A 25,631-nucleotide genomic window follows, 5' to 3' on the forward strand; every position below is an offset into this window, starting at 1 on the left:
AGTGGTCCGGGGCGCGTCCCGGCGGGACTCCTGGGTGGGGCTCCTCGGCGGAACCGCTCGGTGGGGCTACTTGCTGTCGGCCTTCGCCGCCGCGTCGATCGCGGCCAGCGAGCGGCGCACCTGATTGCGGTCCGTGGTGTACCAGAAGTCCGGCAGCGAAGCCCGCAGATAGCTGCCGTAGCGGGCGTTGGCCAGCCTCGGATCCAGCACCGCCACCACCCCCCGGTCACCGGTGGCCCGCACCAGACGGCCCGCGCCCTGCGCCATCAGCAGTGCGGCATGGGTGGCCGCGACCGCCATGAAGCCATTGCCGCCGCCCTCCTCCACGGCCTTCTGGCGCGCGCTCATCAGCGGATCGTCCGGCCGGGGGAACGGAATCCGGTCCATGATCACCAACTGGCAGCTGGGGCCCGGCACATCCACGCCCTGCCACAGCGACAGCGTGCCGAACAGACAGGTCTCGGGATCCCCCGCGAACGTCTTGATCAACTCACCCAGGGTGTCCTCGCCCTGCAGCAGGATCGGCTTGTCCAGCCGGCCGCGCAGCTCCTCGGCGGCGGCCTGGGCGGCCCGCATCGAGGAGAACAGCCCCAGCGTGCGGCCCCCGGCCGCCTCCACCAGCTCGGCCAGCTCGTCCATCATGTCGCCGCGCGAGCCCTCACGCCCCGGCGTGGCCAGATGGCGCGCCACATAGAGGATGCCCTGCTTGGGATAGTCGAACGGCGAGCCGACGTCGATGCCCTTCCACTGCGGCACGTCCTCGCCCTCGGTGCCCTCCGGAGCGAGCCCCAGCGAGGCGCCCACCCCGTTGAAGTCCCCGCCGAGCTTGAGCGTCGCCGACGTCAGCACCACCGAACGGTCCGCGAACAGCTTCTCCCGCAGCAGCCCCGACACCGACAGCGGCGCGACCCGCAGCGACGCCCCGAACCGGTCGTGGCGCTCGTACCAGACGACGTCGTACTCCGAGCCGTTGCTGATCCGCTCCGCCACCGCGTGTACGTTCTCGACCGCCGCCAGCGCCTGCTTGCGCACCGCGTCCTCGTCCTGCACCGACTTGTCGCGGGTGGACCCCAGCGCCGAGATCACCGTACGGGCGGCGTCGCGCAGCGCCATCAGCGCGTACCCCAGGTCCTCCGGGATCTCCTCCAGACGGCCCGGCAGCGCCAGCTCCATCAGCCGCTCGAAGCCCTCGGCGGCCGTCTGGAGCTGATCCGCCGCCTTCTCGTTGACCAGCTTGGCGGCCCGCCGCACCGCACGGTTGACCTGCCCCGGGGTGAGCTCACCGGTGGCGACACCGGTCACCCGCGAGACCAGCTCATGCGCCTCGTCGACGATCAGCACCTCGTGCTGCGGGAGCACCGGGGCGCCCTCGATCGCGTCGATCGCCAGCAGCGCGTGGTTGGTGACCACCACGTCCGACAGCTTGGCGCGCTCGCGGGCCATCTCCGCGAAGCACTCCGCGCCGTACGCGCACTTCGAGGCGCCCAGGCACTCCCGCGACGACACCGACACCTGGCCCCAGGCACGGTCGGAGACGCCCGGCGTCAGATCGTCCCGGTCCCCGGTCTCCGTCTCGTCCGCCCAGTCCTTCATCCGCAGCAGGTCCTGGCCGAGCTTGCTGGTGGGCGCGGCGGCCTCGAACTGGTCGAAGAGCCCGTCCTCCTCTTCCTGCGGCACACCCTCGTGCAACCGGTGCAGACACAGGTAGTTGGAGCGGCCCTTGAGCATCGCGAACTCCGGGCGGCGGCGCAGCTGCGGGTGCAACGCGTCCACCGTACGCGGAAGATCACGCTCCACGAGCTGGCGCTGGAGCGCCAGCGTGGCCGTCGCGATCACCACGCGCTCGCCGTGCGCCAGCGCGGGCACCAGATAGCCGAGCGACTTTCCCGTACCCGTACCGGCCTGGACCAGCAGATGGGAGCCGTCGTCGATGGCGTCGGCGACGGCCGTGGCCATCGTGACCTGGCCGGGCCGCTCGGTGCCGCCGACGGCGGCGACGGCGGTGTGCAGGAGCTCGGGGAGTGATGGCTTCGTCATAGCCCGACCACCCTACGGGGCGCCACTGACAATCCGATCACACCGGCGGCGCGAGCGGGTTCGGCACGGTCCCCTCCACGGCCGCGTGCGGACGCTCCGAGCGGTCCCGGTAACCGTCCAGATGCAGCCGGTTGCGGTTCAGGCACAGCCGCTCGATACGCGGCGTGAGCAGGTCGAACATCTCGTACCGCTCCTTCAGCTCCGGGAAGCGGGCCTGGTGGCGCAGGATCTCGTCACGCACCAGCGCCCAGAAATCACCCTCCGGAACATCCAGCTGCTCCGCGCACAGCGGCGCCAGATAGCGGAACACCCCGACGAACAGCCCCGAGTGGATGAACTGGGTGAGGAAGGCGGGCGGCTCCGTGAGCAGCACCGCGCGCACGTCCCGGGGCATCGAACCGTGCTCGGGCAGCGGATCGGCGCTCACATTGACGTCGTCCACGAAGTCCTTGATCGCCAGCCGTACGGGCACGTCCCGCTCGTCGAAGACGACGATGGCGTTCTCCCCGTGCGGCGAGAACACCGTCCCGTACCGGTACAGGAAGCGCAGCAGGGGCGGCAGCAGGGCGCTGAACAGCCGCCGCAGCCAGACGTGCGGCGACAGGCCCGAACGGTCGACGAGCTCGGCCGTGAAGGCCCGGCCGCGCGGATCGGTGTGGAGCAGCGAGGCGAGCGTGCGCGCCCGCTCCCCCGGCGCCAGCCGCGTCTCCAGCGGCTCCCGCCAGATCGCCCCCAGCAGCTCCTTGTACTGGTACGGAACCTCCGGCAGCCGGTCGTACACCGGGTGCTCGACCGCCACGGACGCCACCTCGCCGAGCAGGATCACCCCGCAGTCGTCGCGCAGGAACGGATCGGCGTCCCGCACCGCGTGCACCCACGCCGTCACCGCCGGGGCGGCCAGCGTGCGCTCGGTGGGCAGCCCCCGCCACACCAGCGTGTTCAGGATCGACAGCGGCAGCTTCACGGTGTGCCGGTCGGGCCGGGACAGATTGAGGAACGTACGGATGGACTGCTGCGGCAGCCGCACATCGCCGTCCCCCGGCAGCGGCACGATCGCCCCCTCCGCGACCGCCGGACCGAACAGCGGCAGCACCACCTCGTCCCACTGCCAGGGATGCACCGGCAGATAGAGGTACTCCGCCGGGTCCAGCCCGCGCCCCAGCAGCGCGCCGGCGAAGGCGTCTCGGGCGCCCGGATCGAGTTCGCGCGCGTACAGCCGGTCGGGCGTCGCGAGCGCGGCCACGCCCCGGTACTGCGCCAGGTCGCGGCGGACGGCGATCCACGGCAGCCGGGCGGGCCTGCGGGCCTCCGGGGCCCAGCGTGCCGCGTCCGAGGCCGAGAACCCGAGCCGCCCCTTGTTCAGCACCAGCCACGGATGCCCGGTCTGGTGCCCCTCCAGCTCGGCGTACCCGAGGTCGGCGAGCTCGGCGGCCGACAGCGCGGTGTGATCGAGACGGGCATCGGCGGCCAGCGTGGCCGACACCTCGCGCACCAGATGCCCGAACGTCGCCCCGTCCAGGCGCAGCGTACGGCGCGCCAGCATCAGAAAGGCCAGCGGATCACCGAACGGCCGCCCCGCCAGGCTCACCGACTCCGCGTCCACCCGCCAGTCGTCGTACGGGCCGCGCCGGGCCCGGAAGGAGAGCACCGCCCCGTCGTCGAGCGGCTGCGTACAGAGTTCGGCCCCGCCGTCCCCGTCCCCGTCCGGTTCGACGGCCGGCTCGATGATCCCCTCGTACGCGAACGCCCCGAGCATCTTGCCGAGCATCCGCCGCGCGGCACGCTCCCACACCTCCCGGTTCAGCTCGGGCGGCGCGAACAGCCCGGTCGGCCCGCCGTCCGAACCGGCCGTCACCGCCGCTGTCGGCGGCTCCTCCCGCTCCTCCCTCTCCTCGGCATCATCGGGGACAACCTGATTCGGCAAGGCGACTCCTCGGAGTGGAACCAAAGTGGTTCGAGCGGTGTATCCAATGCAGCAGCTGCTTCACAACACGTTCCTGAGCGCGCGATCACGAACCATCAGAGCGGCCCGCTTGTCAGGAAGGTCGACTTCCGCACCGAACCGGAAGCCGGCACTCAAGAACGCGGAAACGGAAGGGGTGTTACGCAGATCGGGTTCGGCGACGACCCGGGAACACAACGGCCGGTTGTCCAGGATCGCATCGGCCACGGCCCGCATCAGCACGGTGCCCACACCGCGCCCACGATCGGCGACACCGCCGATCAGCAAGTGGATACCGGTGTCGTGCGGACGGGCCGGATAGTGGCGGGCCAGCGGATCGAGGTCGGCTCGGTAGATCTCCCAGTAGCTCATGGGAACACCACCGAGCACACCGAGACACGGGACGCTCCGCCCGTCGCCGTCCAACTGGGGGCGCAGATGGGCCGCGGTGACGGAATCGGGCCCGGCCAGCTCCCAGAAGGCGGCCACGGCGGGATCGTTCATCCACGCGCTGAGAAGCGCGAGGTCCCGCTCGACCCGGACGGGCACGAGCTGGAACTCCCCCACGGACGTGGTGACCGGTCCCCACGTCCCGGGGGAATCCAGCAGATGCTCCCCGATGGGCCGCAGGGGAGGCGGGGCGGTGGGTGGGGTGGGCGGGGGCGGGGTGGGGCGGGGAGAGGGGGGAGGGGGACCCCCACCATCAACCGCAGCGCCCTCCCCCCGCCCCCCGTCCGCCGTCTCGTCCGCCCTCCCGTGCGCCTTCGCGCCCGGCGCCTCGTGTGCGGCTGCGCCCGGCTGCGTCTCCTCGGGGTCCCCGGGGCTCTCGGTGCCCTCGGAATCCACGGTGCCCGCCGCCTCCGGCGCGGCCGTGCCGCCCGACTTCGACTCTCCGAACAGGGCGATGAGTTCATAGGGCAGCCGGAGGTCCAGGGTGTCTTCGGCGGCACCGGGCCGGGGGGCGGGGCCGGATCCGGCCTCGGTGCTCGCATCGGTGGGAGCCACGGCGGCGCTCCTCTCTCCTCGTTCGCTCTGCGCGGGGATCAGGCTCCGCTGCTGTGGAGGGGGTTGGTAATGGTGACGTAGACGGACTGGGTGTCGACCGGGCCGACGAGTTCGTCGAGGCCGTGCAGCCGGGTCATGAGGTTGGCCTTGCACCGCAGGGTCGGGCTGTCCAGGAGCTGGGCGGGCAGCGGTGAGCCGAGCGTGGCGGTCTTGGCGAGGAACTGGCGCAGGGCGGCGAGCAGTACGCGTTCGTCGGCCAGGCGCTGGGCGCCGAACGCCCCGATGAGGCCGAGGACGTTGTTGATGCCGAGGTAGTAGGCGAACCGCTCGTCGGTGACGGTGTCGGAGACGAAGGTGTCGCTGATGGCGCCGACGCCGGGCAGCCGGGCTTCGAGGGCGTCGCGGTGGGATTCGCGGAAGTAGTAGCCCTGGTTGTCGCGGTAGCGCCCGCCGACGGGCCAGCCGTCGGGGTCGAGCAGGACGAGCGTGTTCTGCTGGTGGGCTTCGAGGGCGATGCCCGCGGTGGCGTCGAGCCAGAGGACGGGGCGTACGACGTGGTCGAGGTAGCGCAGGAACCACTCGGCGGCGACGGCCGGGGTGGGGCGGCCGGTGCGGGCGGCGAGGGAGGCGACGACGGCGGCGAGGCGTGAGTGGGTCGCGGCGGTGGGCCGGCCGGGCAGCGGGCGGGGGGCGGTGAGTGCGGCGATGCAGACGGCGTCGTCGCTGGGGCCGAAGGGGTTGTGCCGGATCATCACGTCGAGTCCGCGTACGGGGTGGCCGTCGAGGTCGTCGACGGCGAGCCAGGCGGGGTCGCGGACGATGTCGAAGCCCCGGTGGGCGGCTTGCCACTGTTCGGCGAGGCCGGAGCGCAGCAGGCGGTGGACTTCGACGCCCCGGTGGAGTTCTTTGCGGAGGTTTTCCCGGCGGGAGTTGGTGATGCGCAGGCCGAGGGAGAGCTTGAGCATGGCGTCGGTGCCGGGCTGGTGGACGGTGCGGACGGAGGAGGTGGGGTGCCAGGGTTCGCCGTGGGGGCCGAGGTCGTGCAGGAGTCCGGCGTCGAGGAGTTCGGCGACGGCGGGCCGGTGGGTGAGGTCGCGGGCCTGCCAGGGGTGGAGGGGCAGGGCGACGGTGTTGTCGGGGAGGGGGAGGCCGCCGCCGCTGAGCCGGGCGGTGATCTCTTCGGCGGTGATGGGGCGGCCCGCGTCGGTCCAGGCGGAGTCGGTGGCGAGGACGGAGCGGTCGGCGGCGAACCAGTGCAGCGGGAAGGAGCCGTGCAACTCGGGTGAGTAGAGCTCGACTTCGGCGTCCGAGAGCCCTTCGCGGCTTTTGGGGGTGGGGTGCAGGGGGTGGCCGAGGAGGAGGGACTGTTCGGCGGTGAGGAAGAGGTCGGCGGCGTCGGCGGGTCCGGGGTGGTGGCGGCGTGCGGTGATGAAGCGGGCGGTGTGCCGTACGGAGTCGGCGACGCGGGCGACGAGGTCGGCGGCGTCGCTCTGGCCGGATTCGCGGTTGATGAGGGCGGCGACGGTGGCGGCGTCGGTGTGGGGGGCGCTGTCGGGGGCGGTTTCGAGGCGGGGCGGGCCGAAGCGGTGCCAGCCGGTGGTGGACCAGTAGCGCACGGGGACGAGGAGTGCGGTGCCGCTGGCGGGCAGGGGGATGCGCAGGGTGTGGGTGTCGGGTGGGGTGAGGTCGTTCTCCCGTACCCAGCAGCGGAGGAGGTTCTCCCGTGCGGCGGCTTCGGCGGCGGCCCGGGGGTCGGGGTCGTCGAGGGGGTCGGGGCCGGGTGCGGGGAGCGGGGTGCGGCCGGGTGGCTGCTGGGGGTCGGGGGCCGGGAGGCGTTCGCCGTGGATTCCCGCCTTTTGGCGCGGCACCGTCGCCGTCTCTGCCACGAGGGGGCCGCGGGGGGCGGTGGGGTGGCCGGGGCCGTCGGGCGCGTCGGGGGCGGGGTTGGGGTTCACGGTGGTCTTCCTTGTGTGCTGGTCGGGGTCAGTGGGACGGCCCGGGGTCGGTGGGGTGGCGCGTGGTGTGCTCGGCGGCGGCGAGGGCGTCGGCGAGCCGGTCGAGGACGGCGTTGGCCTGTTCGTCGGTGAGGGTGAGGGGCGGCAGCAGCCGTACGACGCTGGAGTGCCGGCCGCCGAGTTCGACGATGAGGCCGCGGCGCAGGCATTCGCGCTGGATCGCGGTGGCGAGGGTGGGGGCGCAGACCGGGATGCCGGTGGTGGGGTCTTCGTGTTCGGGGTCGACGATTTCGACGCCGATCATGAGTCCTCGGCCGCGGACGTCGCCGATGCAGGGGTGGTCGGCGGCGAGTCCTTGGAGGCGGGCGGTGATGCGGGCGCCGAGGAGGGCGGCGCGTTCGGCGAGTTGGTTCTCGCGTACGTAGGCGAGGGTGGCTGTTCCGGCGGCCATGGCGAGTTGGTTGCCGCGGAAGGTGCCGGCGTGGGCGCCGGGCTGCCAGACGTCGAGGTCGTCGCGGTAGACGATGACGGCGAGGGGCAGGGAGCCGCCGATGGCTTTGGACAGGACCATGACGTCGGGGACGATGCCGCTGTGCTGGACGGCCCAGAAGGCGCCGGTGCGTCCGACGCCGGTCTGGACCTCGTCGGCGATGAGCGGGATGGACCGGGCGGCGGTGAGGTCGCGCATGCGGCGCAGCCAGGTGTCGGGCGCGGGGTTGACGCCGCCTTCGCCCTGGACGGGTTCGACGATCATCGCGGCGGGTGCGGGGACGCCGCCCTTGGGGTCGTCGAGGAGGTTTTCGGTCCAGCGGGCGGCGAGTTCGGCGCCGCGGTCGCCGCCGACGCCGTAGGGGCAGCGGTAGTCGAGGGGGAAGGGCAGCCGGGTGACGCGGGCGTCCTTGGCGCCGCCGGAGGCGTCGAGCGCGCCGGCGGTCATGCCGTGGTAGGCGCCGGTGAAGGCGAGGAGTCCGCTGCGGCCGGTGGCGGTGCGGACGAGTTTCAGGGCGGCTTCGACGGCGTCGGTTCCGGCGGGGCTGCAGAACTGGATGCGGGCGCGGTCGGCGAGTTGGCTGGGCAGGGTGCTGAACAGTTCGGTGGTGAAGGCGTCTTTGACGGGGGTGGCGAGGTCGAGGGCGTGCAGGGGGGCGCCGGAGTCGAGGACTTTGCGGATGGCTTCGAGGACGACGGGGTGGTTGTGGCCGAGGGCGAGGGTGCCGGCTCCGGCGAGGCAGTCGAGGTAGCGCCGTCCGTCGGCTCCTTCGATGGTGAGTCCGCGGGCCCGTACGGGCACGATGGGGAGGGAGCGGGCGTAGGTCCGGGCGGCGGATTCGCGCAGGGACTGGCGCCGCAGGATCCCTTCGGGTCCGGGCCGGGTCCGCGCGTCGGCGGGGTCGGCCGACGGTGACGCCGGTGCGGATTCGGTGACGGCCACGGCTTCTGGTCCTCCCACGGTGCGCGTTCCGCTGTGCTGGGTGCCAGCGCCCGGTGGCGGTGTGCGCCGGGTTCCTGTGACGGTTCCGTGGCGCGCTCGTTGCCCGGTGCGAACGGCGGGGCTGAACGCTGGCGTGTTGTCCCCCGTACGTACCAACGACGGCGGGGCCGGGGGATCACGGCCAAGCGCGAAGATCCTTGTGGAGCGGAACCGCGGCCCTGCCGCGCACCGTCCCAGTCGGCACCGGCATAGTGGGGGCCGCGCTTCGGCCGGTTCTTTTCGGCCGGGGCGGGGTGGTCCGGCGGCTTCGTTGAGGCCGGCGGGTTCGCTTCAGTAACCGGCGGGCGCCGGAGCAACGGGAGTTGCTCCACGCCTCAGTAGTTTCCGTACCGAAGTCCCAGGGGGATCAAGAACATGCGACCGACACGTCCGAACTTCGCCGTGCGCGGTGCGAGGGGCGCCCATCGCCGCACCTCCCCCGTGCTGGCCGCGCTCGGCCTCGCGGCCACGCTCGCACTGACCGCCACCGCGTGCGGCCCGGGCGGCGACGACAACGCGGACGGGAAGCCGACCGCGTCGGCGGCGGCCGGCGGCGACGGCGGGCTCCAGATCCCGGACGACATCAAGGACCGGCTGAAGAAGCACGGCATCGATCCGGACAAGTGGAAGAACGGGGAGTGGAAGAACTGGGACAAGTCCAAGTGGCTGCGCGAGGCCAAGGACTTCGTCAACCCGATCATCCAGGACCTGTGGGACCCGGACCGGATGCGCAAGGCCGACAAGCAGCCGCAGAAGCCGGTTCCCAATGACATCTCGGGCGACAAGGGCGTCACGGACCCGACTCCGGCTCCGGTCAAGGCGCGGGCGCAGAAGGCTCCCTACCACACGAGCCTGCCGGAGCTGGGCAAGCTGTTCTTCGACGGGCCCGAGGGTTCGATGGTGTGCTCGGCGACCGTGGTGAAGGATCCGGCGCACCCGGGCAAGTCGAACATGGTGTGGACGGCGGGCCACTGCGTCCACGCGGGCACGAAGGGCGGCTGGTACCGCAACATCGCGTTCGTGCCGTCGTACAACAACTCCGATCTGCCGCTGGCGCAGTTGCAGAAGGCGAGCCGGGAGCAGATCGCGCCGTACGGCGTGTACTGGGCGGACTGGGCGCAGACGTCGAAGCAGTGGATCCAGGGCGGCGGTCCGACCGGCGGCCAGGGCGCTCCGTACGACTTCGCGGTGCTGCACGTGACGCCGGAGAAGGGCAAGGGCGGCAAGTCGCTGGAGGAGACGGTCGGTGCGGCCCTTCCGGTGGACTTCGACGCCCCGGCGGTGCCGAAGATCGCGAGCATGACGGCGAACGGCTATCCGGCGGCGCCGCCGTACGACGGCCAGAAGCTGTACCAGTGCAAGGACAGGCCGGGCCGGCTGTCGCTGGACGCGGGTGCGCCGACGATGTACCGGCTGGGCTGCACGATGACCGGTGGTTCCTCCGGTGGCGGCTGGATCGCGGCGGGCGCGGACGGCAAGCCGGCGCTGGTGTCGAACACGTCGATCGGTCCGGTGACGGCGGGCTGGCTGGCGGGTCCGCGCCTCGGTCCGGAGGCCAAGGGCGTGTACGACTCGGTGAGTGGCAAGTACGCGGGCCGGTAGGCCGGCTCCGGGGTCCCGGCACTCTCCACGAGAGCTCCGGGACCCCTGTGCGAGTCCCCCATGTGCGAACGGCATAGTGGGGGGCTGCGGGACGGCGGTTCCGGAAGACCCCGTTCCCAACATGACGTGCCCATGGCAATACAGTCCGTCACGGCGCGTCACCCGCATCACGGACAACAACGCAACTGAACATGGTTCGGCAATTCTCAGGGGGAATCGTTTCCATGCGATCCATACGTCCGCTGCTGGCCTCCACGGGCCTCGCGGCGGCACTCGCGCTGACCGCCACCGCCTGCGGCCCCGGCGACGACGGCGCGGACGGCAAGCCGTCCGCGTCCAGCACCGCCCAGGGCAAGGGCGACGGCGGCCAGGGCCTGTCCGGCGACGTGGCCGGCGCGCTCAAGAAGCACGGCGTCGACCTCGACAAGTGGAAGAACGGCGACTGGAAGAACTGGGACAAGTCCAAGTGGCTGCGCGAGGCCAAGGACTTCGTCAACCCGGTCATCGCCGGGCTGTGGAAGCCCGAGCGGATGAAGTCCGCCAAGGACCCGCAGAAGACCATGGCCGCCGGTGACGTGAACAGCGACCCGGGCATCAGCGACCCGGAGCCGCGTCCGGTCCGGGCCAAGGCCGAGAGCCTGCCCTACCACAACTACGCCGCCCCGGTCGGCAAGGTGTTCTTCGACTCACCCAAGGGCGCCATGGTGTGCTCGGGCACGGTCGTGAAGGACCCGGCGCACCCCGGCAGGTCCAACCTGGTGTGGACGGCCGGCCACTGCGTGCACGCGGGCGCGGGCGGCGGCTGGTACCGCAACATCGCCTTCGTCCCGGCCTACAACGACCAGGGCAAGTCGGCGGCGCAGCTGCAGAACGCGCAGCCGCAGGAGGTCGCCCCCTACGGCGCCTACTGGGCGGACTGGGCCTCGACCTCGGGCGAGTGGATCAGCGGCGGCGGCCCCACCGGCGGCACCGGCGCCCCCTTCGACTACGCCGTGCTGCACGTGAAGCCGGAGAACGGCGGCAAGTCGCTGGAGGAGACCGTCGGCAACGCGCTGACCGTCAACTTCTCGACGCCCGCCGCCCACTCGGTCCCCGCGATGGGCGCCTGGGGCTACCCGGCGGCGCCGCCGTACGACGGCTCGAAGATGTTCAAGTGCGTCGACCGGCCGGGACGGCTCTCCATCGCGCCGGGCACCCCGGCCATGTACCGCATCGGCTGCACGATGACCGGCGGCTCCTCCGGCGGCGGCTGGTTCATCACCGGCCGCAGCGGCAAGGCGGAGCTGGTCTCCAACACCTCGATCGGCCCGGTGACCTCGGGCTGGCTGGCCGGACCGCAGCTGGGCGCGGGCGCCCAGCAGATCTTCACCCAGATGAGCCGGAAGTACGGCGGCCAGTAGCACCGCCCGCACCCGCCGACCGCTGACGACGACAAGGCCCGCCCCCTCGTGCGAGGGGGCGGGCCTTGTCCGTGCGAAGCCGCGGGCCGGGGGCGCGGCCGGTCGAAGCCTTGTTCGCGCCCCGCGCACGGCCGGTGGAAGTCCGGCCGTGCGCGGGGTCGGTGCTCGGCCGCCGCGCGCGGTCAGTGCTTGGCGCTGGTACGTACGGTCAGTGCTTGGCCGGTACGTACGGAGCGAGCTCCGCCGCCAGCACCTCGTGCACCCGCGCCTTGAGCAGCGTGCCCTCCGGGGTGTGCTCCTCGGAGATCACCTCGCCCTCGGCGTGGGCGCGCGAGACCAGCTGTCCGTGCGTGTACGGCACGAGGGCCTCGATCTCGACCTCGGGGCGGGGCAGCTCGGCGTCGATGATGCCGAGGAGCTCCTCGATGCCCATGCCCGTACGGGCGGAGACCGCGATGGAGTGCTTCTCGATCCGCAGCAGGCGCTGCAGGACCAGCGGGTCGGCCGCGTCCGCCTTGTTGATGACCACGATCTCGGGCACGTCGACGGCGCCCACCTCGCGGATCACCTCGCGCACGGCGGCCAGCTGCTCCTCCGGAGCCGGGTGCGAGCCGTCCACCACGTGCAGGATGAGGTCGGAGTCGCCGACCTCCTCCATGGTGGAGCGGAACGCCTCGACCAGGTGGTGCGGCAGGTGCCGGACGAAGCCGACGGTGTCGGCCAGGGTGTACAGCCGGCCGCTGGGGGTCTCGGCCCGGCGCACGGTCGGGTCGAGGGTGGCGAACAGCGCGTTCTCCACCAGGACGCCCGCGCCCGTCAGACGGTTGAGCAGCGAGGACTTTCCAGCGTTGGTGTAGCCCGCGATGGCGACCGAGGGCACCTTGTTGCGGCGGCGCTCCTGGCGCTTGATCTCGCGGCCGGTCTTCATCTCCGCGATCTCCCGGCGCATCTTCGCCATCTTCTCGCGGATCCGCCGCCGGTCCGTCTCGATCTTGGTCTCACCGGGACCGCGGGTGGCCATGCCGCCGCCGGACGAGCCGGAGCCGCCACCACCCATCTGCCGGGACAGCGACTGGCCCCAGCCGCGCAGCCTGGGCAGCATGTACTGCATCTGCGCCAGCGAGACCTGCGCCTTGCCCTCCCGGGACTTGGCGTGCTGGGCGAAGATGTCGAGGATCAGCGCGGTCCGGTCGACCACCTTGACCTTGACGACGTCTTCCAGGTGGATCAGCTGGCCGGGGCTGAGCTCACCGTCGCAGACGACGGTGTCGGCGCCGGACTCCAGGACGATGTCCCGCAGCTCCTGCGCCTTGCCGGAGCCGATGTAGGTGGCCGGGTCGGGCTTGTCGCGACGCTGGTACACACCGTCCAGCACCATCGCGCCCGCCGTCTCGGCGAGGGCCGCGAGCTCGGCCAGCGAGTTCTCCGCGTCCTTCAGCGTTCCCGTGGTCCAGACGCCGACCAGCACCACGCGCTCCAGGCGCAGCTGCCGGTACTCGACCTCGGTGACGTCTTCCAGCTCGGTGGAGAGGCCCGCCACGCGCCGCAGGGCCGCGCGCTCGGAGCGGTCCAGCTGTGCGCCGTCCCGTGCGCCGTCGATCTCGTGGCTCCAGGCGACGTCCTCTTCCATCAGGGCATCGGCCCGAAGGCTCTCGGTGCGGTTCTTCTCCGCGAAGCTCTGCTCGTCCTGGGAAGGGGATGAAGAGGAGGTCATTGGATCCTTTACGTGGTGGGAAGTGCGGTTACATCGGTCACAACGCGTAATGGTCCCGAAAGATTCCCGCGTGGAACCCGGTCCCGGCGGCGGCGCCGACCCGTCGATGGTCGCACGCTGCCACCGGGCCCGTCACCCGGGTTTCCCGGGCCCGCCACGGCCCCTTCCCGCTCTCCCCCGCCCGTGCCGGGGGCCGTCGGCTAGCGGGTGCCGCCCCGGGCGCGGGCGGGCGCGGGGGCGGTGCTGCGCCAGTCCCGGTGGCCGGGCATCGGCGGGGTCTTCGCCGCGTACAGCCAGCCCTTGAGGAACCCGTCGAGGTCGCGCCCGGCGACCTCGGAGGCCAGCGCGATGAAGTCGGCGGTCGAGGCGGTGCCGTCGCGGTGGTCGGCCACCCAGCGCCGCTCCAGCGTGGCGAAGCGGGCCGCGCCGATCTCCTGGCGCAGCGCGTACAGCACCAGGGCGCTGCCGTCGTAGACCACCGGCCGGAAGATGCTGATCTTCTGGCCGGGGGCGGGCTTCTTGGGCGCGGCGGGCGGGCCGCCGTCGGCGCGCCAGCCGTCGGACTGCCGGTACGCCTCCCGCATGCGCGTCTCCAGGGTCCGCTTGCCCCGCTCCTGGGCGTACAGCGCCTCGTACCAGGTGGCGTGTCCCTCGTTGAGCCAGAGGTCGGACCACGCGCGCGGGGAGACGCTGTCGCCGAACCAGTGGTGGGCCAGCTCGTGCACCATCACCGAGTCGACGTACCACTCGGGGAAGGCGGAGCGCGCGAACAGGTTGCGTTCGAAGAGCGAGAGCGTCTGGGTCTCCAGCTCGAAGCCGGTCTGCGCGCTCGCCACGAGCACGCCGTACGTCTCGAACGGGTAGGGGCCGACCTGCTGCTCCATCCACGCGATCTCGCCGGGCGTCTTCTTGAGCCAGGGCTCCATGAGCTGCCGGTCGGCCGCCGGGACCACGTCGCGCACGGGCAGCCCGTGCGGGCCCGTGCGGCGCAGGACGGCGGAGCGGCCGATGGAGACCTGGGCGAGTTCGGTGGCCATGGGGTGCTCGGTGCGGTACACCCACACCTTCCGGCCGCCTGCCTCGGTCCGCCCCGCGGGCAGCCCGTTGGCGACGACCGTGTACGGGCTGGGCGCGTCGACGCGGAAGGTGAACATGGCTTTGTCGGAGGGATGGTCGTTGCAGGGGAACACCCGGTGCGCCGCGTCCGCCTGGTTGGCCATGACCAGTCCGTCGTCGGTGCGCACCCAGCCGCCGTCGTCGCCGCCCGCCGGGTCGCTGGTGTGGCGCACGGTGATCCGCAGGTCCTCGCCGGGGTGCACCGGGTGCGGCGGCTCGATGACCAGGTCTTCGTCGGCGCTGGTGAACTCGGCCTTCTGCCCGTCGACTTCGACGCCGCGCACCGCTCCGCGCGCGAAGTCGAGGTTGATGCGGTCGCTCCATTCGGTGGCCCGCGCGTCGATGGTGGTGACGGCCTCCAGCGGCTTGCGGTTGTCGCCCTGATAGGTGAGGGCGATGTCGTACGAGAGGACGTCGATTCCCGGGTTGCCCAGGTGCGGGAAGAGGGTGTCGCCGATGCCGAGCGGTACGGCGGGGGGCGGGGCGGCGGCCAGGACGCAGGCCGCGGCCGTGGCCAGGAGCGCGGCGCGCGTACGGCGTGAGGTGAGCAGCATGACCTACCGCTACCAGCACGGCGCGGCGCGGCGGGCCCGACGCGCACCATCCCCACCCGAACGAGCGTCGGCCCGTCGGTTCAGCCGGCGGCGGCCGGGTGCTGGGCGCGGCTGACGTCGTAGACGCCGGGGACGTCGCGCATCACGCGCATCAGGGCGGGCAGCTCGGCGGCGTCCGCCAGCTGCAGGGTGTAGGTGTGGCGCACACGCTGTTCGCTGGGCGGTTCGACGGTGGCGGAGACGATGGCGGCGCCGGCCGTGGCGATGGCCTCGGTGAGGTCGGCGAGCAGCCGCGGGCGGCCGAACGCCTCGGCGACCAGGGTCACCCGGCAGGCGGCGGTGGCGCCCCAGCGCACCCCGACGCGGGCCCGTCCCAGGGCCGTCATCCGGGCCACCGCCGGGCACTCCTCGCGGTGCACGGTGACGGCCCCGCCGCGGACCGCGAAGCCGGTGACCGCGTCGGGCGGCACCGGCGTACAACAGCCGGCGAGGCGGACGGTGGCGTCCGGCAGGTCGGTGACGGCGTTGGCGGCGCTGCGCCGGTCGGTGGCGACGGACACCTGGGGGCGGGGCGCGGCGGCCGGGACCTTGACGCCTTCGGGGTGTGCGGCGAGCCAGCCGGTGATGGCGATGCGCGCGGCGGGGGTCCTGGCGTGGTCGAGCCAGTCCGGCGAGGGCCCGGAGGCGGCGTCCTGGGCGAGCAGGAGCTGCACGGCGTCGCCGTCGCTCAGGACGGTGCCGAGCGTGGCCAGGCGGCCGTTGACGCGCGCGCCGATGCAGCGGTGGGCGCCTTCCCCGTACTGGGCGTAGGCGGCGTCCACGCAGCTGGCTCCGGCGGGCAGGCCCAGGGTGCGGCCGTCGGCGCAGAACACGGTGATCTCGCGGTCCTGTGCCAGGTCCTCCCGGAGGGAGGACCAGAAGGTGTCGGGGTCGGGGGCGCTCTGCTGCCAGTCCAGCAGGCGGGAGAGCCAGCCGGGCCGGGTGGGGTCCTCGCGCTCGTCGGCCGCCGCGGTGGCGCCGTCGCCGGGTCCGCCGCCGGTGTAGGGGTTGCCGAGGGCGACGACGCCGGCCTCGGCGACCTTGTGCATCTGGTGGGTGCGGATGAGGACTTCGGCGACGGCCCCGTCGGCGCTGGCCACCGCGGTGTGCAGCGACTGGTACAGGTTGAACTTGGGGGCGGCGATGAAGTCCTTGAACTCGGAGACGACCGGGGTGAAGCAGGTGTGGAGTTCGCCGAGGACGGCGTAGCAGTCGGCGTCCTCGCCGACCAGGACGAGCAGCCGGCCGAAGTCGGTGCCGCGCATCTCGCCGCGTTTGAGCTGCACGCGGTGGACGGAGACGAAGTGGCGGGGGCGGATGAGGACTTCGGCGCTGATGCCCGCCTCGCGCAGGACCGCGCGTACGCCGTCGGCGATGGTGGTGAGGGGGTCCTGGGTGCCGGAGTTGGCGGCGATGAGGGCCCGGGTGCGCTCGTATTCGTCGGGGTGGAGGATGGCGAAAACCAGATCCTCCAGTTCGGTCTTGAGGGCCTGCACGCCCAGCCGTTCGGCGAGCGGGATCAGTACGTCCCGGGTGACTTTGGCGATCCTCGCCTGTTTCTCCGGGCGCATCACGCCCAGGGTGCGCATGTTGTGCAGCCGGTCGGCGAGTTTGATGGACATCACGCGGACGTCGTTGCCGGTGGCCACGAGCATCTTGCGGAAGGTCTCGGGTTCGGCCGCCGCGCCGTAGTCGACCTTCTCCAACTTGGTGACGCCGTCCACCAGATAGGTGACTTCCTCGCCGAACTCGGCTCTTACCTGATCGAGGGTCACCTCGGTGTCCTCGACGGTGTCGTGGAGGAGCGAGGCCGTCAAGGTGGTGGTCTCGGCGCCGAGTTCGGCGAGGATGAGGGTGACGGCCAGCGGATGCGTGATGTAGGGCTCGCCGCTCTTGCGGAACTGACCGCGGTGGGACGTTTCCGCGAGGACGTAGGCGCGCCGCAGCACCGCGAGGTCCGCGTCGGGGTGGTGGGCCCGGTGCGCCTCGGCCACGTGCCCGATGGCGTCGGGGAGGCGGTCGCGGGAGGCCGGGCCGAGCACGGCGGCCCGGCCCAGTCTGCGGAGGTCGATCCTGGGGAGGCCGCGTCGGCGACTCCCTGCGTCAGGGTTCGTGGCCTCTGCACTCATGGGGGCACCTCCGGCGGCGTCGACCGGCGGTGGAAAAGCAGGCGTGCCCTCCGGGCCGGTGCTTGATGCTACCGACCCCACCACGTGGCGCAGTCCGGCTCTCGCCGAGCGTGAACCGGATCACCCATTCGAGCGAAGGTTCAGGCCATGGCCGTTTCGAGGAACGCCGGGTCGATGACGCCCTCGGCGACGATCACGGCGGGGCCGGTCATCTCGATCTCGCCGTCCGGGAACTCGGTGATCGCCAGGGTCCCGCCCGGGAGGTCGACCGTGTACGTCACGGGGGCGCCGGTGACGGCCGGGTCGGCGCCGTCGCGGCGGGCCGCGGCGACGGCCACCGCGCACGCGCCCGTACCGCAGGAGCGGGTCTCGCCGGAGCCGCGCTCGTGCACGCGCATCGCGACGTGGGCGGGGCCGCGGTCGACGACGAACTCGATGTTCACGCCCTGCGGGTAGACCTCGGCCGGGCTGAAGGGCGGCACCGCGCGCAGCTCGCCCGCGTGGGCGAGGTCCTCGACGAACGCCACCGCGTGCGGGTTGCCCATGTTGACGTTGCGGGCGGGCCAGCTGCGGCCGTCGACGGTGACGGTGACGCCTTCGGCGGGCAGCAGGGCGCGGCCCATGGAGACGGTGATGTCGCCGCTCTTGGCGATGTGCGCCTTCTTGACGCCGCCGCGGGTGGCGATGGCCAGGTCGCCGTCCTCGACGAGACCGGCGCGGCGCAGATGGGCGGCGAAGACGCGCACTCCGTTGCCGCACATCTCGGCGATGGAGCCGTCGGAGTTGCGGTAGTCCATGAACCACTCGGCCTCGTCGGCCATCGCGCGCGCCTCGGGGTGGGCGGCGCTGCGCACCACGTGGAGCAGCCCGTCGCCGCCGATGCCGGCGCGGCGGTCGCAGAGGCGGGCGACGACGGCGGCGGGCAGGTCGACGGTGTTGTCCGGGTCGGGGACGATCACGAAGTCGTTCTCGGTCCCGTGGCCCTTGAGGTAGGCGAGCGGCGTGGTGTTGTTCACGCTGTCAATCGTACGGGTGGCCACCGACAACCGGCCGGGCGGCGCGGGCGAGTGGCCTCGGCGGGGGCGGGCCCCCGCTACGGGCCTCTTGTCGCATTCGCGTCTGCCCGACGACTGCGGGCCGTCCTTCGGGCGACGACGCGAAGGTGACGACAGGCCCTAGCGCAGCCGGGCCACGCGCACCACGGCGAGCGCGACGGCCGCCGCGAGTCCCGCCGCGTACAGCCCGATCACGCGCCAGTTCGGCCGCTCCCCGGAGCCGCGCGCGGGCAGTCCGGGCCAGGTGTAGCCGACGCGGCGGGCGGCCATCAGGCCCCAGCCCGCCGCGCAGCAGCTGATCAGGAGGCCGAGCATGGCGACGACGGGGCCGCCGTCGCCGAACTCGAAGGCGAGCGGGAACGCGAACATCAGGGAGCCGATCGCGGCGAGCATGACGATGGGGGCGAGCTGCCAGATGCGCAGCCGGCGCTGCGGGCGGATCTCGACCTCGACCTCGCCGCCGTCCGCGACGACGCTGTCGTCCTGCGGTCCGTCGGGGGTGAGCCCGACGGCGCCGGGCACGACCGGGCCGAGGACGTCGGCGCTCAGCTGTGCGGGGCCCGGCTCCGGCGCGTCACGGTTCCCGGGCTCGCGTCCCGCGTCGCTCACGTCCGGCCTCTCCGACGCTTCCGTCACTTCCGAAGGACCCGGCCGCGCGGTGTCGCCGCGCGTTCCGTGCTCTCTGTCGCGAGGGCCGGCCTCCATCGCCACGCGCCCTCCCCACTCGGACTCCACTGGTCGATCGAGCTCGATGATGGCACGCGCGCGGGTGCCCCGATGACCGGCGGAGCGTCCCGATGCCATCACGTGATCAGGCTGTAACCGCTCGTTCGACCAACGCCAGCGCCTGCCGCGGGAGTTCTCCGCGGTCCTCGGCGGCGCCGCTGAGCCAGTGCACCCGGGGGTCGCGGCGGAACCAGGTGTCCTGGCGGCGCGCGAAGCGCTTGGTGGTGCGGACGGTGTCGGTCCGCGCCTCCTCCTCGGTGCACTCGCCCGCGAGCATGGTGAGCACCTGCTGGTAGCCCAGCGCGCGCGAGGCGGTGCGACCCTCGCGCAGTCCGAGCGCCTCCAGCTCGCGCACCTCCTCGACGAGGCCCGCCTCCCACATCCGGTCGACCCGGACGGTGATCCGCTCGTCGAGTTCGGGGCGGCCGACGTCCACGCCGATCTGCACGGTGTCGTACACGGAGTCGTGGCCGGGCAGGTTGGCGGTGAAGGGCTTGCCGGTGATCTCGATGACCTCCAGGGCGCGCACGATCCGGCGTCCGTTGCTGGGCAGGATCACCCGGGCCGCCTCGGGGTCGGCGGCGGCGAGGCGGTGGTGCAGGGCGCCGGAGCCGTCGCGCTCCAGCTCCGCCTCCAGGCGCGCGCGCACCTGCGGGTCGGTGCCGGGGAAGTCCAGTACGTCGATGGCGCCGCGCACGTAGAGTCCGGAGCCGCCGACGAGGACGGGGGTGCGGCCCTCGGCGAGCAGCCGGTCGATCTCGGCGCGGGCGAGCTTCTGGTACTCGGCGACACTGGCGGGCTCGGTGACGTCCCAGATGTCCAGGAGGTGGTGCGGGACTCCGCCGCGCTCTTCGAGCGTCAGCTTGGCGGTGCCGATGTCCATCCCCCGGTAGAGCTGCATCGAGTCGGCGTTGACGACCTCGCCGCCCAGTTGCTGGGCCAGGAAGACGCCCAGATCGGACTTTCCGGCTGCTGTCGGACCGACGACGGCGATGACCCGCGGGGCGGGAGCTGCAGTTCTCACCGTCACAGTCTCGCAAACCTCCGGCACCGTCCCCGAACGAGCGACGTGACGGGGCGCTTGCGGGTTCGTTGCCTGTTGCGAGGTTCCGACCGCCGGTTTGCCGACCGGTGCCCCCGGGCGACGCAATGAGGCGCTCCGGACGAGGGCGGGATTTCGCTCACACGAGTACGCTATGGAGTTGATATGGGCGTTTTTTCAAGGTTTCGCCGTAAGGCCGAAGAGGCCGTAGCGGAGTCAACCGAGGAGACCGGGGCGGCCACCCCGACGGCCGAGGAGGCCGTCGAGGGCGCGCCGGAGGCCACCGCCGCACCGGACGCGGAGGAAGCCGCCGAGGCGTCGGCCGAGCCCGCAGAGGCCCCCGCCTCGGAGGCCGTGGAGATTCCGAAGCAGCAGTCCGCGGAGGAAGCGGCGGACAACGAGGCCGGGGAGAGCGCCCGCAAGTAGCGTGCCTTCGGCACGCGGCCCGTCACGGTTCCCGAGTCGCGGGCGCGGTCCGAGGACGAGGGCAGAGGGAAGGTGAGCCCATGGGCTTCCTGCAGCAGTTGAAGGAAAGGCTGGCCCCCGCCAAGGACAAGGTCTCCGACTTCGCGCAGCAGCACGAGGACCGGATCGGGCAGGGCTTGGAGAAGGTCGCCAGAACGGTCGACGAGAAGACCAAGGGCAAATACAGCGACAAGATCCAGACGGGAACCGGCCGGGCGAAGGACGCCCTGGAGCGGATCTCCCACAAGGACGACGACGGCACTGCCCCGCCGCCGGCGGCCTGATCACCTCGGGGACGGCCGTGGAGCCCAGCGCTCCACGGCCGTCCCCGTGTGTCCGGCCGCGCGCGGCCCCCGCGCCGGGGTCTGCTGCCCGCTCAGGACCAGACGGAGACGAAGTAGCCGACGCCGTAGGGGGCGTCCTCGTACAGCAGGCGGCCCGCCAGGTCCGCGCCCTCGGCGGCGCCCGCCAGCACCTGCCAGGGCGCCCGTCCGGCCGCCTTGAGCTCGTAGGCGAGCTCCGCGTCCAGCTCCAGCAGCGCGCGCGTGTCGGCGCCGCCCAGCGCGCCCGCCACCGACGCGTCGAAGGCGGCGGCGCGCTCGTCCAGATAGCCGGGGGCCTTCAGGGTGCGGCAGGCGCTGCCGTCGCCCATCACCAGCAGGGCCACGCGGCCGGCCCGGGCGCCCAGGCCCCGGCCCGCCTCCGCGCACCGCCCGGCCTCCAGCGGCTCGCCGACCCCGAGGCCCTCCACGGGCGCGTCGCGCCATCCGGCCCGCTCCAGCAGCCAGGCGCCCACCGCCAGCGAGGGCGGCAGCTCGCGCTCCTCGCCCGCCTGGCCCTCGGACGCGGGCGCCCCGAGCCGTACGGCGAGGTCCACTCCGAAGGACGCGAAGGACCCGGGGGCGCCCTGCGGGTAGGGGCCGCGCCGCGCCTGTTCGGCGGGGCCGACGACGACCAGCAGGTCGGGCCGGGACGCGGCGAGCAGCCCCACGGCGTCGGCGCAGGCGTCCCGCGCCGCGTCGAGCTCGGGGGCGGCGCCCGCGGCGACCTCGGGCACCAGCAGCGGCGGGCAGGGGCAGACGGCAGCGGCTACGAGCATGATCCGCAGCGTACTGGCTGCGCCCGTCGGCGGCGCCGCCCACGACCGCGATCGGCCACGCGCGCGTGGGGGTACGGCGCCGGAGCGGCGGGCCCGACCGGCCACGCGCGCGTATGCGGCGGGGCCGCGTGTGAGCCGCCTCGCGCGCGTGGCCGCCCCGAAAGAAGCCCACCTCCCGCGCGTACCGCCAAGGTCCCGCTACGCGCGCGCAGCGGGACCTCCGGCGGGTCCGGTGGTGCGGTGGCGCCCGGCGTCAGAGCGCCGCGCAGCCGCCCGTCGCCGCGGGCAGCGGCTCGGGGACGCCGATCTTCGGCAGGCCGAGCAGCACTCCGGCGGGCTGCGCCGGGGCGGCGTTGCGCTTCTCCCAGGCGTCGCCCGAGCGGGTGCGGCGCACCTCGGTGGTCGGGCCCTCGGCCAGCAGGTGGTGCGGGGCCGCGTAGGTGATCTCTACGGTGACCACGTCGCCGGGGCGCACGTCCTGCTCCGGCTTGGTGAAGTGCACCAGGCGGTTGTCGGGGGCGCGGCCCGAGAGGCGGTGCGTGCTGCCGTCCTTGCGGCCCTCGCCCTCGGCGACCATGACCTCCAGGGTGCGGCCGGTCTGCTTCTTGTTCTCCTCCCAGGAGATCTCCTCCTGGAGGGCCACCAGACGCTCGTAGCGCGCCTGCACGACCTCCTTGGGGATCTGGCCCTCCATGGTCGCCGCGGGGGTGCCGGGGCGCTTGGAGTACTGGAAGGTGAAGGCGTTGGCGAAGCGGGCCTCGCGGACCGCGTGCATGGTCTGCTCGAAGTCCTCCTCGGTCTCGCCGGGGAAGCCCACGATGATGTCGGTGGAGATGGCCGCGTGCGGGATGGCGGCGCGGACCTTCTCGATGATCCCGAGGAAACGCTCCTGCCGGTAGGAGCGGCGCATCGCCTTCAGGACGGTGTCGGAGCCGGACTGCAGCGGCATGTGCAGCTGCGGCATCACGTTCGGCGTCTCGGCCATCGCGGCGATCACGTCGTCGGTGAAGTCGCGCGGGTGCGGCGAGGTGAAGCGGACCCGCTCCAGGCCCTCGATCTTCCCGCAGGCGCGCAGCAGCTTGGAGAACGCCTCGCGGTCGCCGATGTCCGAGCCGTACGCGTTGACGTTCTGGCCGAGCAGGGTGATCTCGGAGACGCCCTCCGCGACCAGCGCCTCCACCTCGGCGAGGATGTCGCCGGGACGGCGGTCCTTCTCCTTGCCGCGCAGCGCGGGGACGATGCAGAAGGTGCAGGTGTTGTTGCAGCCGACGGAGATGGACACCCAGGCCGCGTAGGCGGACTCGCGGCGGGTCGGCAGCGTCGAGGGGAACGCCTCCAGCGACTCGGCGATCTCGACCTGGGCCTCCTCCTGGACGCGGGCGCGCTCCAGGAGCACCGGCAGCTTGCCGATGTTGTGGGTGCCGAACACGACGTCCACCCAGGGCGCCCGCTCGACGATGGTGTCGCGGTCCTTCTGCGCCAGGCAGCCGCCCACGGCGATCTGCATCCCGGGCCGCTTCGTCTTCATCGGGGCGAGCCGGCCGAGATTGCCGTACAGCTTGTTGTCGGCGTTCTCGCGCACCGCGCAGGTGTTGAAGACGACGACATCGGCGTCACCGTCGCTGCCCTCGGGCGCGCGTACGTAGCCCGCGCCCTCCAGGAGGCCGGACAGCCGCTCGGAGTCGTGCACGTTCATCTGGCACCCGTAGGTGCGCACCTCGTACGTTTTCAAACCCTCTACCTCGCTCATCTCGTACACCAGGGTACGAGGTCGTACCGGGCGCCCGCCCCGCTCTCCCCGGGGCAGGGCCTGGCCATCACGGGGAGTGAGCTGGCAGGATCGCGCCATGCTCCAGGCCCTCCCCCGCGTCAGCCGCCGCCGCGCCGTCCAGGCGACGGTGGGCTTCCTGGTGGCGCTGGGTCTGCTGGTGTGGTGGCTGCTGTCGCTGGGGCCCTCGCAGCCGTCGGGGACGATCACGTTCAGTACGGGCGTGCGCACCGGGGTCTACCAGCGCTACGGCGAGCTGCTGCAGGGCGCGCTCGCCGACGACCTGCCCGATGTGGGGATCCGCCTCCAGACCAGTGAGGGCTCCCAGCAGAACCTGAAGCGGGTGGCGACCGGTGAGGCGGACTTCACCATCGCGACGGCCGACGCGGTCGACAAGTACCTGGGCGACGGCAGCACGGGCGCCGACCGGCTGCGCGGCTGCGCCCGGCTGTACGACGACTACGTGCAGCTGGTCGTGCCGCGCGACTCCCCCGTGCACACCGCGGCCGATCTGCGCTCCAAGCGGGTCGGCATAGGGCAGCCGGGCTCCGGGGTGCGGCTGCTCGCGCAGCGGCTGCTGACCGCCGCGGGGCTGGATCCCGGGCATGACATCGCCCCGGTGTCGGCGGGCATCGACACCATGCCCGAGCTGCTGCGGACCGGGAAGATCGACGCGTTCTTCTGGTCCGGCGGACTGCCCACGACCGCGGTGCTGCGTTTGTCGGAGCAGGACCAGATCCGGCTCGTGCCGCTGGCCGACCTGGTGACCGCGCTCCACCGGGAGGACGGCACCACCGGCTTCTACCGGCCCGCGACGATGCCCGCGGACGCCTATCCGCAGGCCCAGCGGGGGGTGGCCGTGCCGACGATCGCGGTGGCCAACCTGCTGGTCACCACGGCCCGTACGGACGCGCACCTGACCGAGGAGTTCACCCGTACGGTGATACGCAGCCGGGACGCCATCGGCCGCGAGGTGCACGCGGCCCAGCTGGTGGACCTGCGCACCGCGATCTACACGGATCCGCTGCCGCTGCACGACGGCGCCCGCCGCTACTACCTCTCGGTCAAGCCCTGACGCGCGGGGAGACGGCCCCGGGCGGCTGCTCAGCCGGCGGGTGAGCTGCGCGGCACCCGGACGGTCACCAGCAGGCCGTGCGGCGCGTGGTGGGCGTAGTCGATGGTGCCGCCGCCCGCCGCGAGCAGGATCCGGGAGATCGACAGGCCCAGACCCGAGCCCTTGACGTTCTGGTGGCGGCCCGCGCGCCAGAACCGGTCGCCGATGCGGCCGAGCTCGTCGTCGGTGAGGCCGGGGCCCCGGTCGGCCACGGTGATCTTCGAGAACTCTCCGTCGGCGGCGACGGCGACGGTGACCTCCTCTCCGGCGGGCGTGAACTTCAGTGCGTTGTCGATGACGGCGTCCAGCGCGCTGGAGAGCGCCACCGGGTCCGCCCAGGCGGTGACGGCGGCCCGCTCCTGGCGGAGCCGTACGCCCTTGTCCTCGGCGAGCGGGCGCCAGGCCGCGACGCGCTCGGCCGCCAGCGCGCCGATGTCGGTGAGCTGGAGGTCGGCCTCGGCGTGCTCGGCGAGCGCCAGGCCCAGGAGGTCGTCGAGGACCTGGGCCAGGCGCTGGCCCTCGGTGCGCACCGAGGCGATCTCCTCGTTCCCGTCGGGGAGTTCGAGCGCGAGGAGCTCGATGCGCAGCAGCAGGGCGGCCAGCGGGTTGCGCAGTTGGTGGGAGGCGTCGGCGACGAAGGCGCGCTGCTGCTCCAGCACGTCCTCGACGTTGTCCGCCATCTCGTTGAACGAACGGGCCAGCCTCCTGAGTTCCGGGGGTCCGCCGGCGGCGGCGACCCGTGACTTCATCCGGCCGGTGGCGATGTCGTGGGTGGCCGCGTCCAGGACCCGTACGGGCCGCAGCACCCAGCTGGTGAGCCGGACCGCCGCGCCGATCGCGAGGAGCATCGCCGCCACCTCGCCCGCCCCGATGAGCAGCCAGCCGCGCAGCACCCGCGAACGCATGCGCCCGGTCGGCGAGTCGGTGACGACCACGGCGATCACATCGCCCTCCCGTACCACCGGGGAGGCCACCACGAGACGGCCGCGCTGCCACGGCCAGACCTGGGGCGGGTCGTGGCTGCGGCGGCCCGCCAGCGCCTCCTGGAACGCCTCGGCGCCCCCGCCGCCCTCGGGCACGGCCCAGCCCTTGGGGGCGCTCGCCATGGCGGCGCCGCTGCGGAAGAAGACGCCCGCGCCGATCCCGTACAGGTCGTGGTAGCGGGCGAGTTCCTCCTCCAGCGTGGCGAGCCGCTCCTTGCTGCTGGTGTCCTTGTCGTCGGAGGCCGTGACGAACTGGGCGAGCGCGCCGAAGCGGGCGGTGTCGTCGATGCGGTCGACGACGACCTTCTGCTGTTCGGCGGCGGCCAGGCTGAGCGCGAGCGGCACGCCCAGCGCCAGCAGGACGAGCGCGAGCAGGAAGATCAGCAGCGGCAGGAGTCGCGTGCGCACCGGGGGC

General features: G+C 72.9%; 19 protein-coding genes. 5 read left to right on the forward strand and 14 right to left on the reverse strand.

Annotated features, from left to right (window positions below):
- Window positions 1–66 precede the first annotated feature (66 nt).
- The 5 genes from AB5J87_RS09235 to AB5J87_RS09255 form a co-directional block, all read right to left on the reverse strand.
- The gene (locus AB5J87_RS09235) at window positions 67–2,037 is read right to left on the reverse strand and encodes an ATP-dependent DNA helicase (protein WP_369375902.1); all 1,971 of its coding nucleotides are present in this window, start codon (window positions 2,035–2,037) and stop codon (window positions 67–69) included.
- A 37-nt stretch (window positions 2,038–2,074) separates the two neighbouring features.
- On the reverse strand, window positions 2,075–3,892 hold the full coding sequence (locus AB5J87_RS09240; RefSeq protein ID WP_369383440.1) for an IucA/IucC family siderophore biosynthesis protein: 1,818 nt from the start codon (window positions 3,890–3,892) through the stop codon (window positions 2,075–2,077).
- A gap of 129 nt (window positions 3,893–4,021) precedes the next feature.
- Window positions 4,022–4,912 carry a GNAT family N-acetyltransferase gene (locus AB5J87_RS09245; protein ID WP_369383441.1) on the reverse strand — a complete coding sequence of 297 codons (891 nt, stop codon included), beginning with the start codon at window positions 4,910–4,912 and terminating at the stop codon, window positions 4,022–4,024.
- 110 nt (window positions 4,913–5,022) lie between these two features.
- Complete coding sequence (locus AB5J87_RS09250) at window positions 5,023–6,939, reverse strand: IucA/IucC family siderophore biosynthesis protein (protein ID WP_369375903.1); 1,917 nt, start codon at window positions 6,937–6,939, stop codon at window positions 5,023–5,025.
- Between the two features lie 28 nt (window positions 6,940–6,967).
- A complete protein-coding gene (locus AB5J87_RS09255) occupies window positions 6,968–8,293 on the reverse strand; it encodes a diaminobutyrate--2-oxoglutarate transaminase family protein (protein WP_369383442.1) in 1,326 nt (441 codons plus the stop codon).
- 492 nt (window positions 8,294–8,785) lie between these two features.
- Between AB5J87_RS09255 and AB5J87_RS09260 the strand changes: the two genes are divergently transcribed.
- Together AB5J87_RS09260 and AB5J87_RS09265 are read left to right on the forward strand one after the other, a co-directional pair.
- Window positions 8,786–10,012 (forward strand): serine protease, encoded by a 1,227-nt coding sequence (locus AB5J87_RS09260; protein ID WP_369375904.1) that lies wholly within the window; start codon window positions 8,786–8,788, stop codon window positions 10,010–10,012.
- A 224-nt stretch (window positions 10,013–10,236) separates the two neighbouring features.
- Window positions 10,237–11,412 (forward strand): serine protease, encoded by a 1,176-nt coding sequence (locus AB5J87_RS09265; RefSeq protein WP_369375905.1) that lies wholly within the window; start codon window positions 10,237–10,239, stop codon window positions 11,410–11,412.
- Between the two features lie 208 nt (window positions 11,413–11,620).
- On the opposite strand, the gene hflX is transcribed toward AB5J87_RS09265, so the two are convergent.
- The 6 genes from hflX to miaA all read right to left on the reverse strand — a co-directional run bounded on the left by hflX (window position 11,621) and on the right by miaA (window position 19,769).
- Window positions 11,621–13,126 (reverse strand): GTPase HflX, encoded by a 1,506-nt coding sequence (hflX, locus tag AB5J87_RS09270; RefSeq protein ID WP_369375906.1) that lies wholly within the window; start codon window positions 13,124–13,126, stop codon window positions 11,621–11,623.
- Between the two features lie 200 nt (window positions 13,127–13,326).
- Window positions 13,327–14,796: a M1 family metallopeptidase gene (locus tag AB5J87_RS09275; protein ID WP_369375907.1), complete on the reverse strand. Its 1,470-nt coding sequence runs from the start codon at window positions 14,794–14,796 to the stop codon at window positions 13,327–13,329.
- Between the two features lie 80 nt (window positions 14,797–14,876).
- On the reverse strand, window positions 14,877–16,964 hold the full coding sequence (locus AB5J87_RS09280; protein WP_369375908.1) for a bifunctional (p)ppGpp synthetase/guanosine-3',5'-bis(diphosphate) 3'-pyrophosphohydrolase: 2,088 nt from the start codon (window positions 16,962–16,964) through the stop codon (window positions 14,877–14,879).
- A 140-nt stretch (window positions 16,965–17,104) separates the two neighbouring features.
- The gene (dapF, locus tag AB5J87_RS09285; RefSeq protein ID WP_369375909.1) at window positions 17,105–17,980 is read right to left on the reverse strand and encodes a diaminopimelate epimerase; all 876 of its coding nucleotides are present in this window, start codon (window positions 17,978–17,980) and stop codon (window positions 17,105–17,107) included.
- Window positions 17,981–18,139: 159 nt separating this feature from the next.
- Entirely contained in the window at window positions 18,140–18,724 is a 585-nt protein-coding gene (locus AB5J87_RS09290) for a hypothetical protein (RefSeq protein ID WP_369383443.1), read from the reverse strand.
- 106 nt (window positions 18,725–18,830) lie between these two features.
- Window positions 18,831–19,769, reverse strand: a complete 939-nt coding sequence (gene miaA / locus AB5J87_RS09295; protein WP_369375910.1) for a tRNA (adenosine(37)-N6)-dimethylallyltransferase MiaA — start codon at window positions 19,767–19,769, stop codon at window positions 18,831–18,833.
- Between the two features lie 183 nt (window positions 19,770–19,952).
- Between miaA and AB5J87_RS09300 the strand changes: the two genes are divergently transcribed.
- A complete protein-coding gene (locus AB5J87_RS09300) occupies window positions 19,953–20,213 on the forward strand; it encodes a hypothetical protein (protein ID WP_369375911.1) in 261 nt (86 codons plus the stop codon).
- An 80-nt stretch (window positions 20,214–20,293) separates the two neighbouring features.
- The gene (locus AB5J87_RS09305; protein ID WP_369375912.1) at window positions 20,294–20,536 is read left to right on the forward strand and encodes an antitoxin; all 243 of its coding nucleotides are present in this window, start codon (window positions 20,294–20,296) and stop codon (window positions 20,534–20,536) included.
- 92 nt (window positions 20,537–20,628) lie between these two features.
- Here the strand turns inward: AB5J87_RS09305 and AB5J87_RS09310 are convergent, their stop codons facing one another.
- Entirely contained in the window at window positions 20,629–21,351 is a 723-nt protein-coding gene (locus AB5J87_RS09310) for a class III extradiol dioxygenase subunit B-like domain-containing protein (RefSeq protein ID WP_369375913.1), read from the reverse strand.
- 253 nt (window positions 21,352–21,604) lie between these two features.
- Window positions 21,605–23,101, reverse strand: a complete 1,497-nt coding sequence (gene miaB, locus AB5J87_RS09315) for a tRNA (N6-isopentenyl adenosine(37)-C2)-methylthiotransferase MiaB (protein WP_369375914.1) — start codon at window positions 23,099–23,101, stop codon at window positions 21,605–21,607.
- Between the two features lie 97 nt (window positions 23,102–23,198).
- Between miaB and AB5J87_RS09320 the strand changes: the two genes are divergently transcribed.
- Window positions 23,199–24,194: a TAXI family TRAP transporter solute-binding subunit gene (locus AB5J87_RS09320; RefSeq protein ID WP_369375915.1), complete on the forward strand. Its 996-nt coding sequence runs from the start codon at window positions 23,199–23,201 to the stop codon at window positions 24,192–24,194.
- Between the two features lie 29 nt (window positions 24,195–24,223).
- Here AB5J87_RS09320 and AB5J87_RS09325 read toward each other — a convergent pair whose 3' ends face one another.
- Window positions 24,224–25,624, reverse strand: a complete 1,401-nt coding sequence (locus AB5J87_RS09325) for a sensor histidine kinase (RefSeq protein ID WP_369375916.1) — start codon at window positions 25,622–25,624, stop codon at window positions 24,224–24,226.
- Window positions 25,625–25,631 lie beyond the last annotated feature (7 nt).

It is taken from the genome of Streptomyces sp. cg36, assembly GCF_041080675.1.
Lineage (GTDB): Bacteria > Actinomycetota > Actinomycetes > Streptomycetales > Streptomycetaceae > Streptomyces.

Bases quoted from the DNA above. Each gene is read 5' to 3' on its own strand.
- AB5J87_RS09310 (WP_369375913.1), bottom strand. From the start codon at position 21,351: ATGCTCGTAGCCGCTGCCGTCTGCCCCTGCCCGCCGCTGCTGGTGCCC.
- AB5J87_RS09300 (WP_369375911.1), top strand. From the start codon at position 19,953: ATGGGCGTTTTTTCAAGGTTTCGCCGTAAGGCCGAAGAGGCCGTAGCG.
- AB5J87_RS09275 (WP_369375907.1), bottom strand. From the start codon at position 14,796: ATGCTGCTCACCTCACGCCGTACGCGCGCCGCGCTCCTGGCCACGGCC.
- AB5J87_RS09265 (WP_369375905.1), top strand. From the start codon at position 10,237: ATGCGATCCATACGTCCGCTGCTGGCCTCCACGGGCCTCGCGGCGGCA.
- AB5J87_RS09320 (WP_369375915.1), top strand. From the start codon at position 23,199: ATGCTCCAGGCCCTCCCCCGCGTCAGCCGCCGCCGCGCCGTCCAGGCG.
- AB5J87_RS09260 (WP_369375904.1), top strand. From the start codon at position 8,786: ATGCGACCGACACGTCCGAACTTCGCCGTGCGCGGTGCGAGGGGCGCC.
- hflX (WP_369375906.1), bottom strand. From the start codon at position 13,126: ATGACCTCCTCTTCATCCCCTTCCCAGGACGAGCAGAGCTTCGCGGAG.
- AB5J87_RS09290 (WP_369383443.1), bottom strand. From the start codon at position 18,724: ATGGAGGCCGGCCCTCGCGACAGAGAGCACGGAACGCGCGGCGACACC.
- AB5J87_RS09235 (WP_369375902.1), bottom strand. From the start codon at position 2,037: ATGACGAAGCCATCACTCCCCGAGCTCCTGCACACCGCCGTCGCCGCC.
- AB5J87_RS09305 (WP_369375912.1), top strand. From the start codon at position 20,294: ATGGGCTTCCTGCAGCAGTTGAAGGAAAGGCTGGCCCCCGCCAAGGAC.
- miaB (WP_369375914.1), bottom strand. From the start codon at position 23,101: ATGAGCGAGGTAGAGGGTTTGAAAACGTACGAGGTGCGCACCTACGGG.
- AB5J87_RS09280 (WP_369375908.1), bottom strand. From the start codon at position 16,964: ATGAGTGCAGAGGCCACGAACCCTGACGCAGGGAGTCGCCGACGCGGC.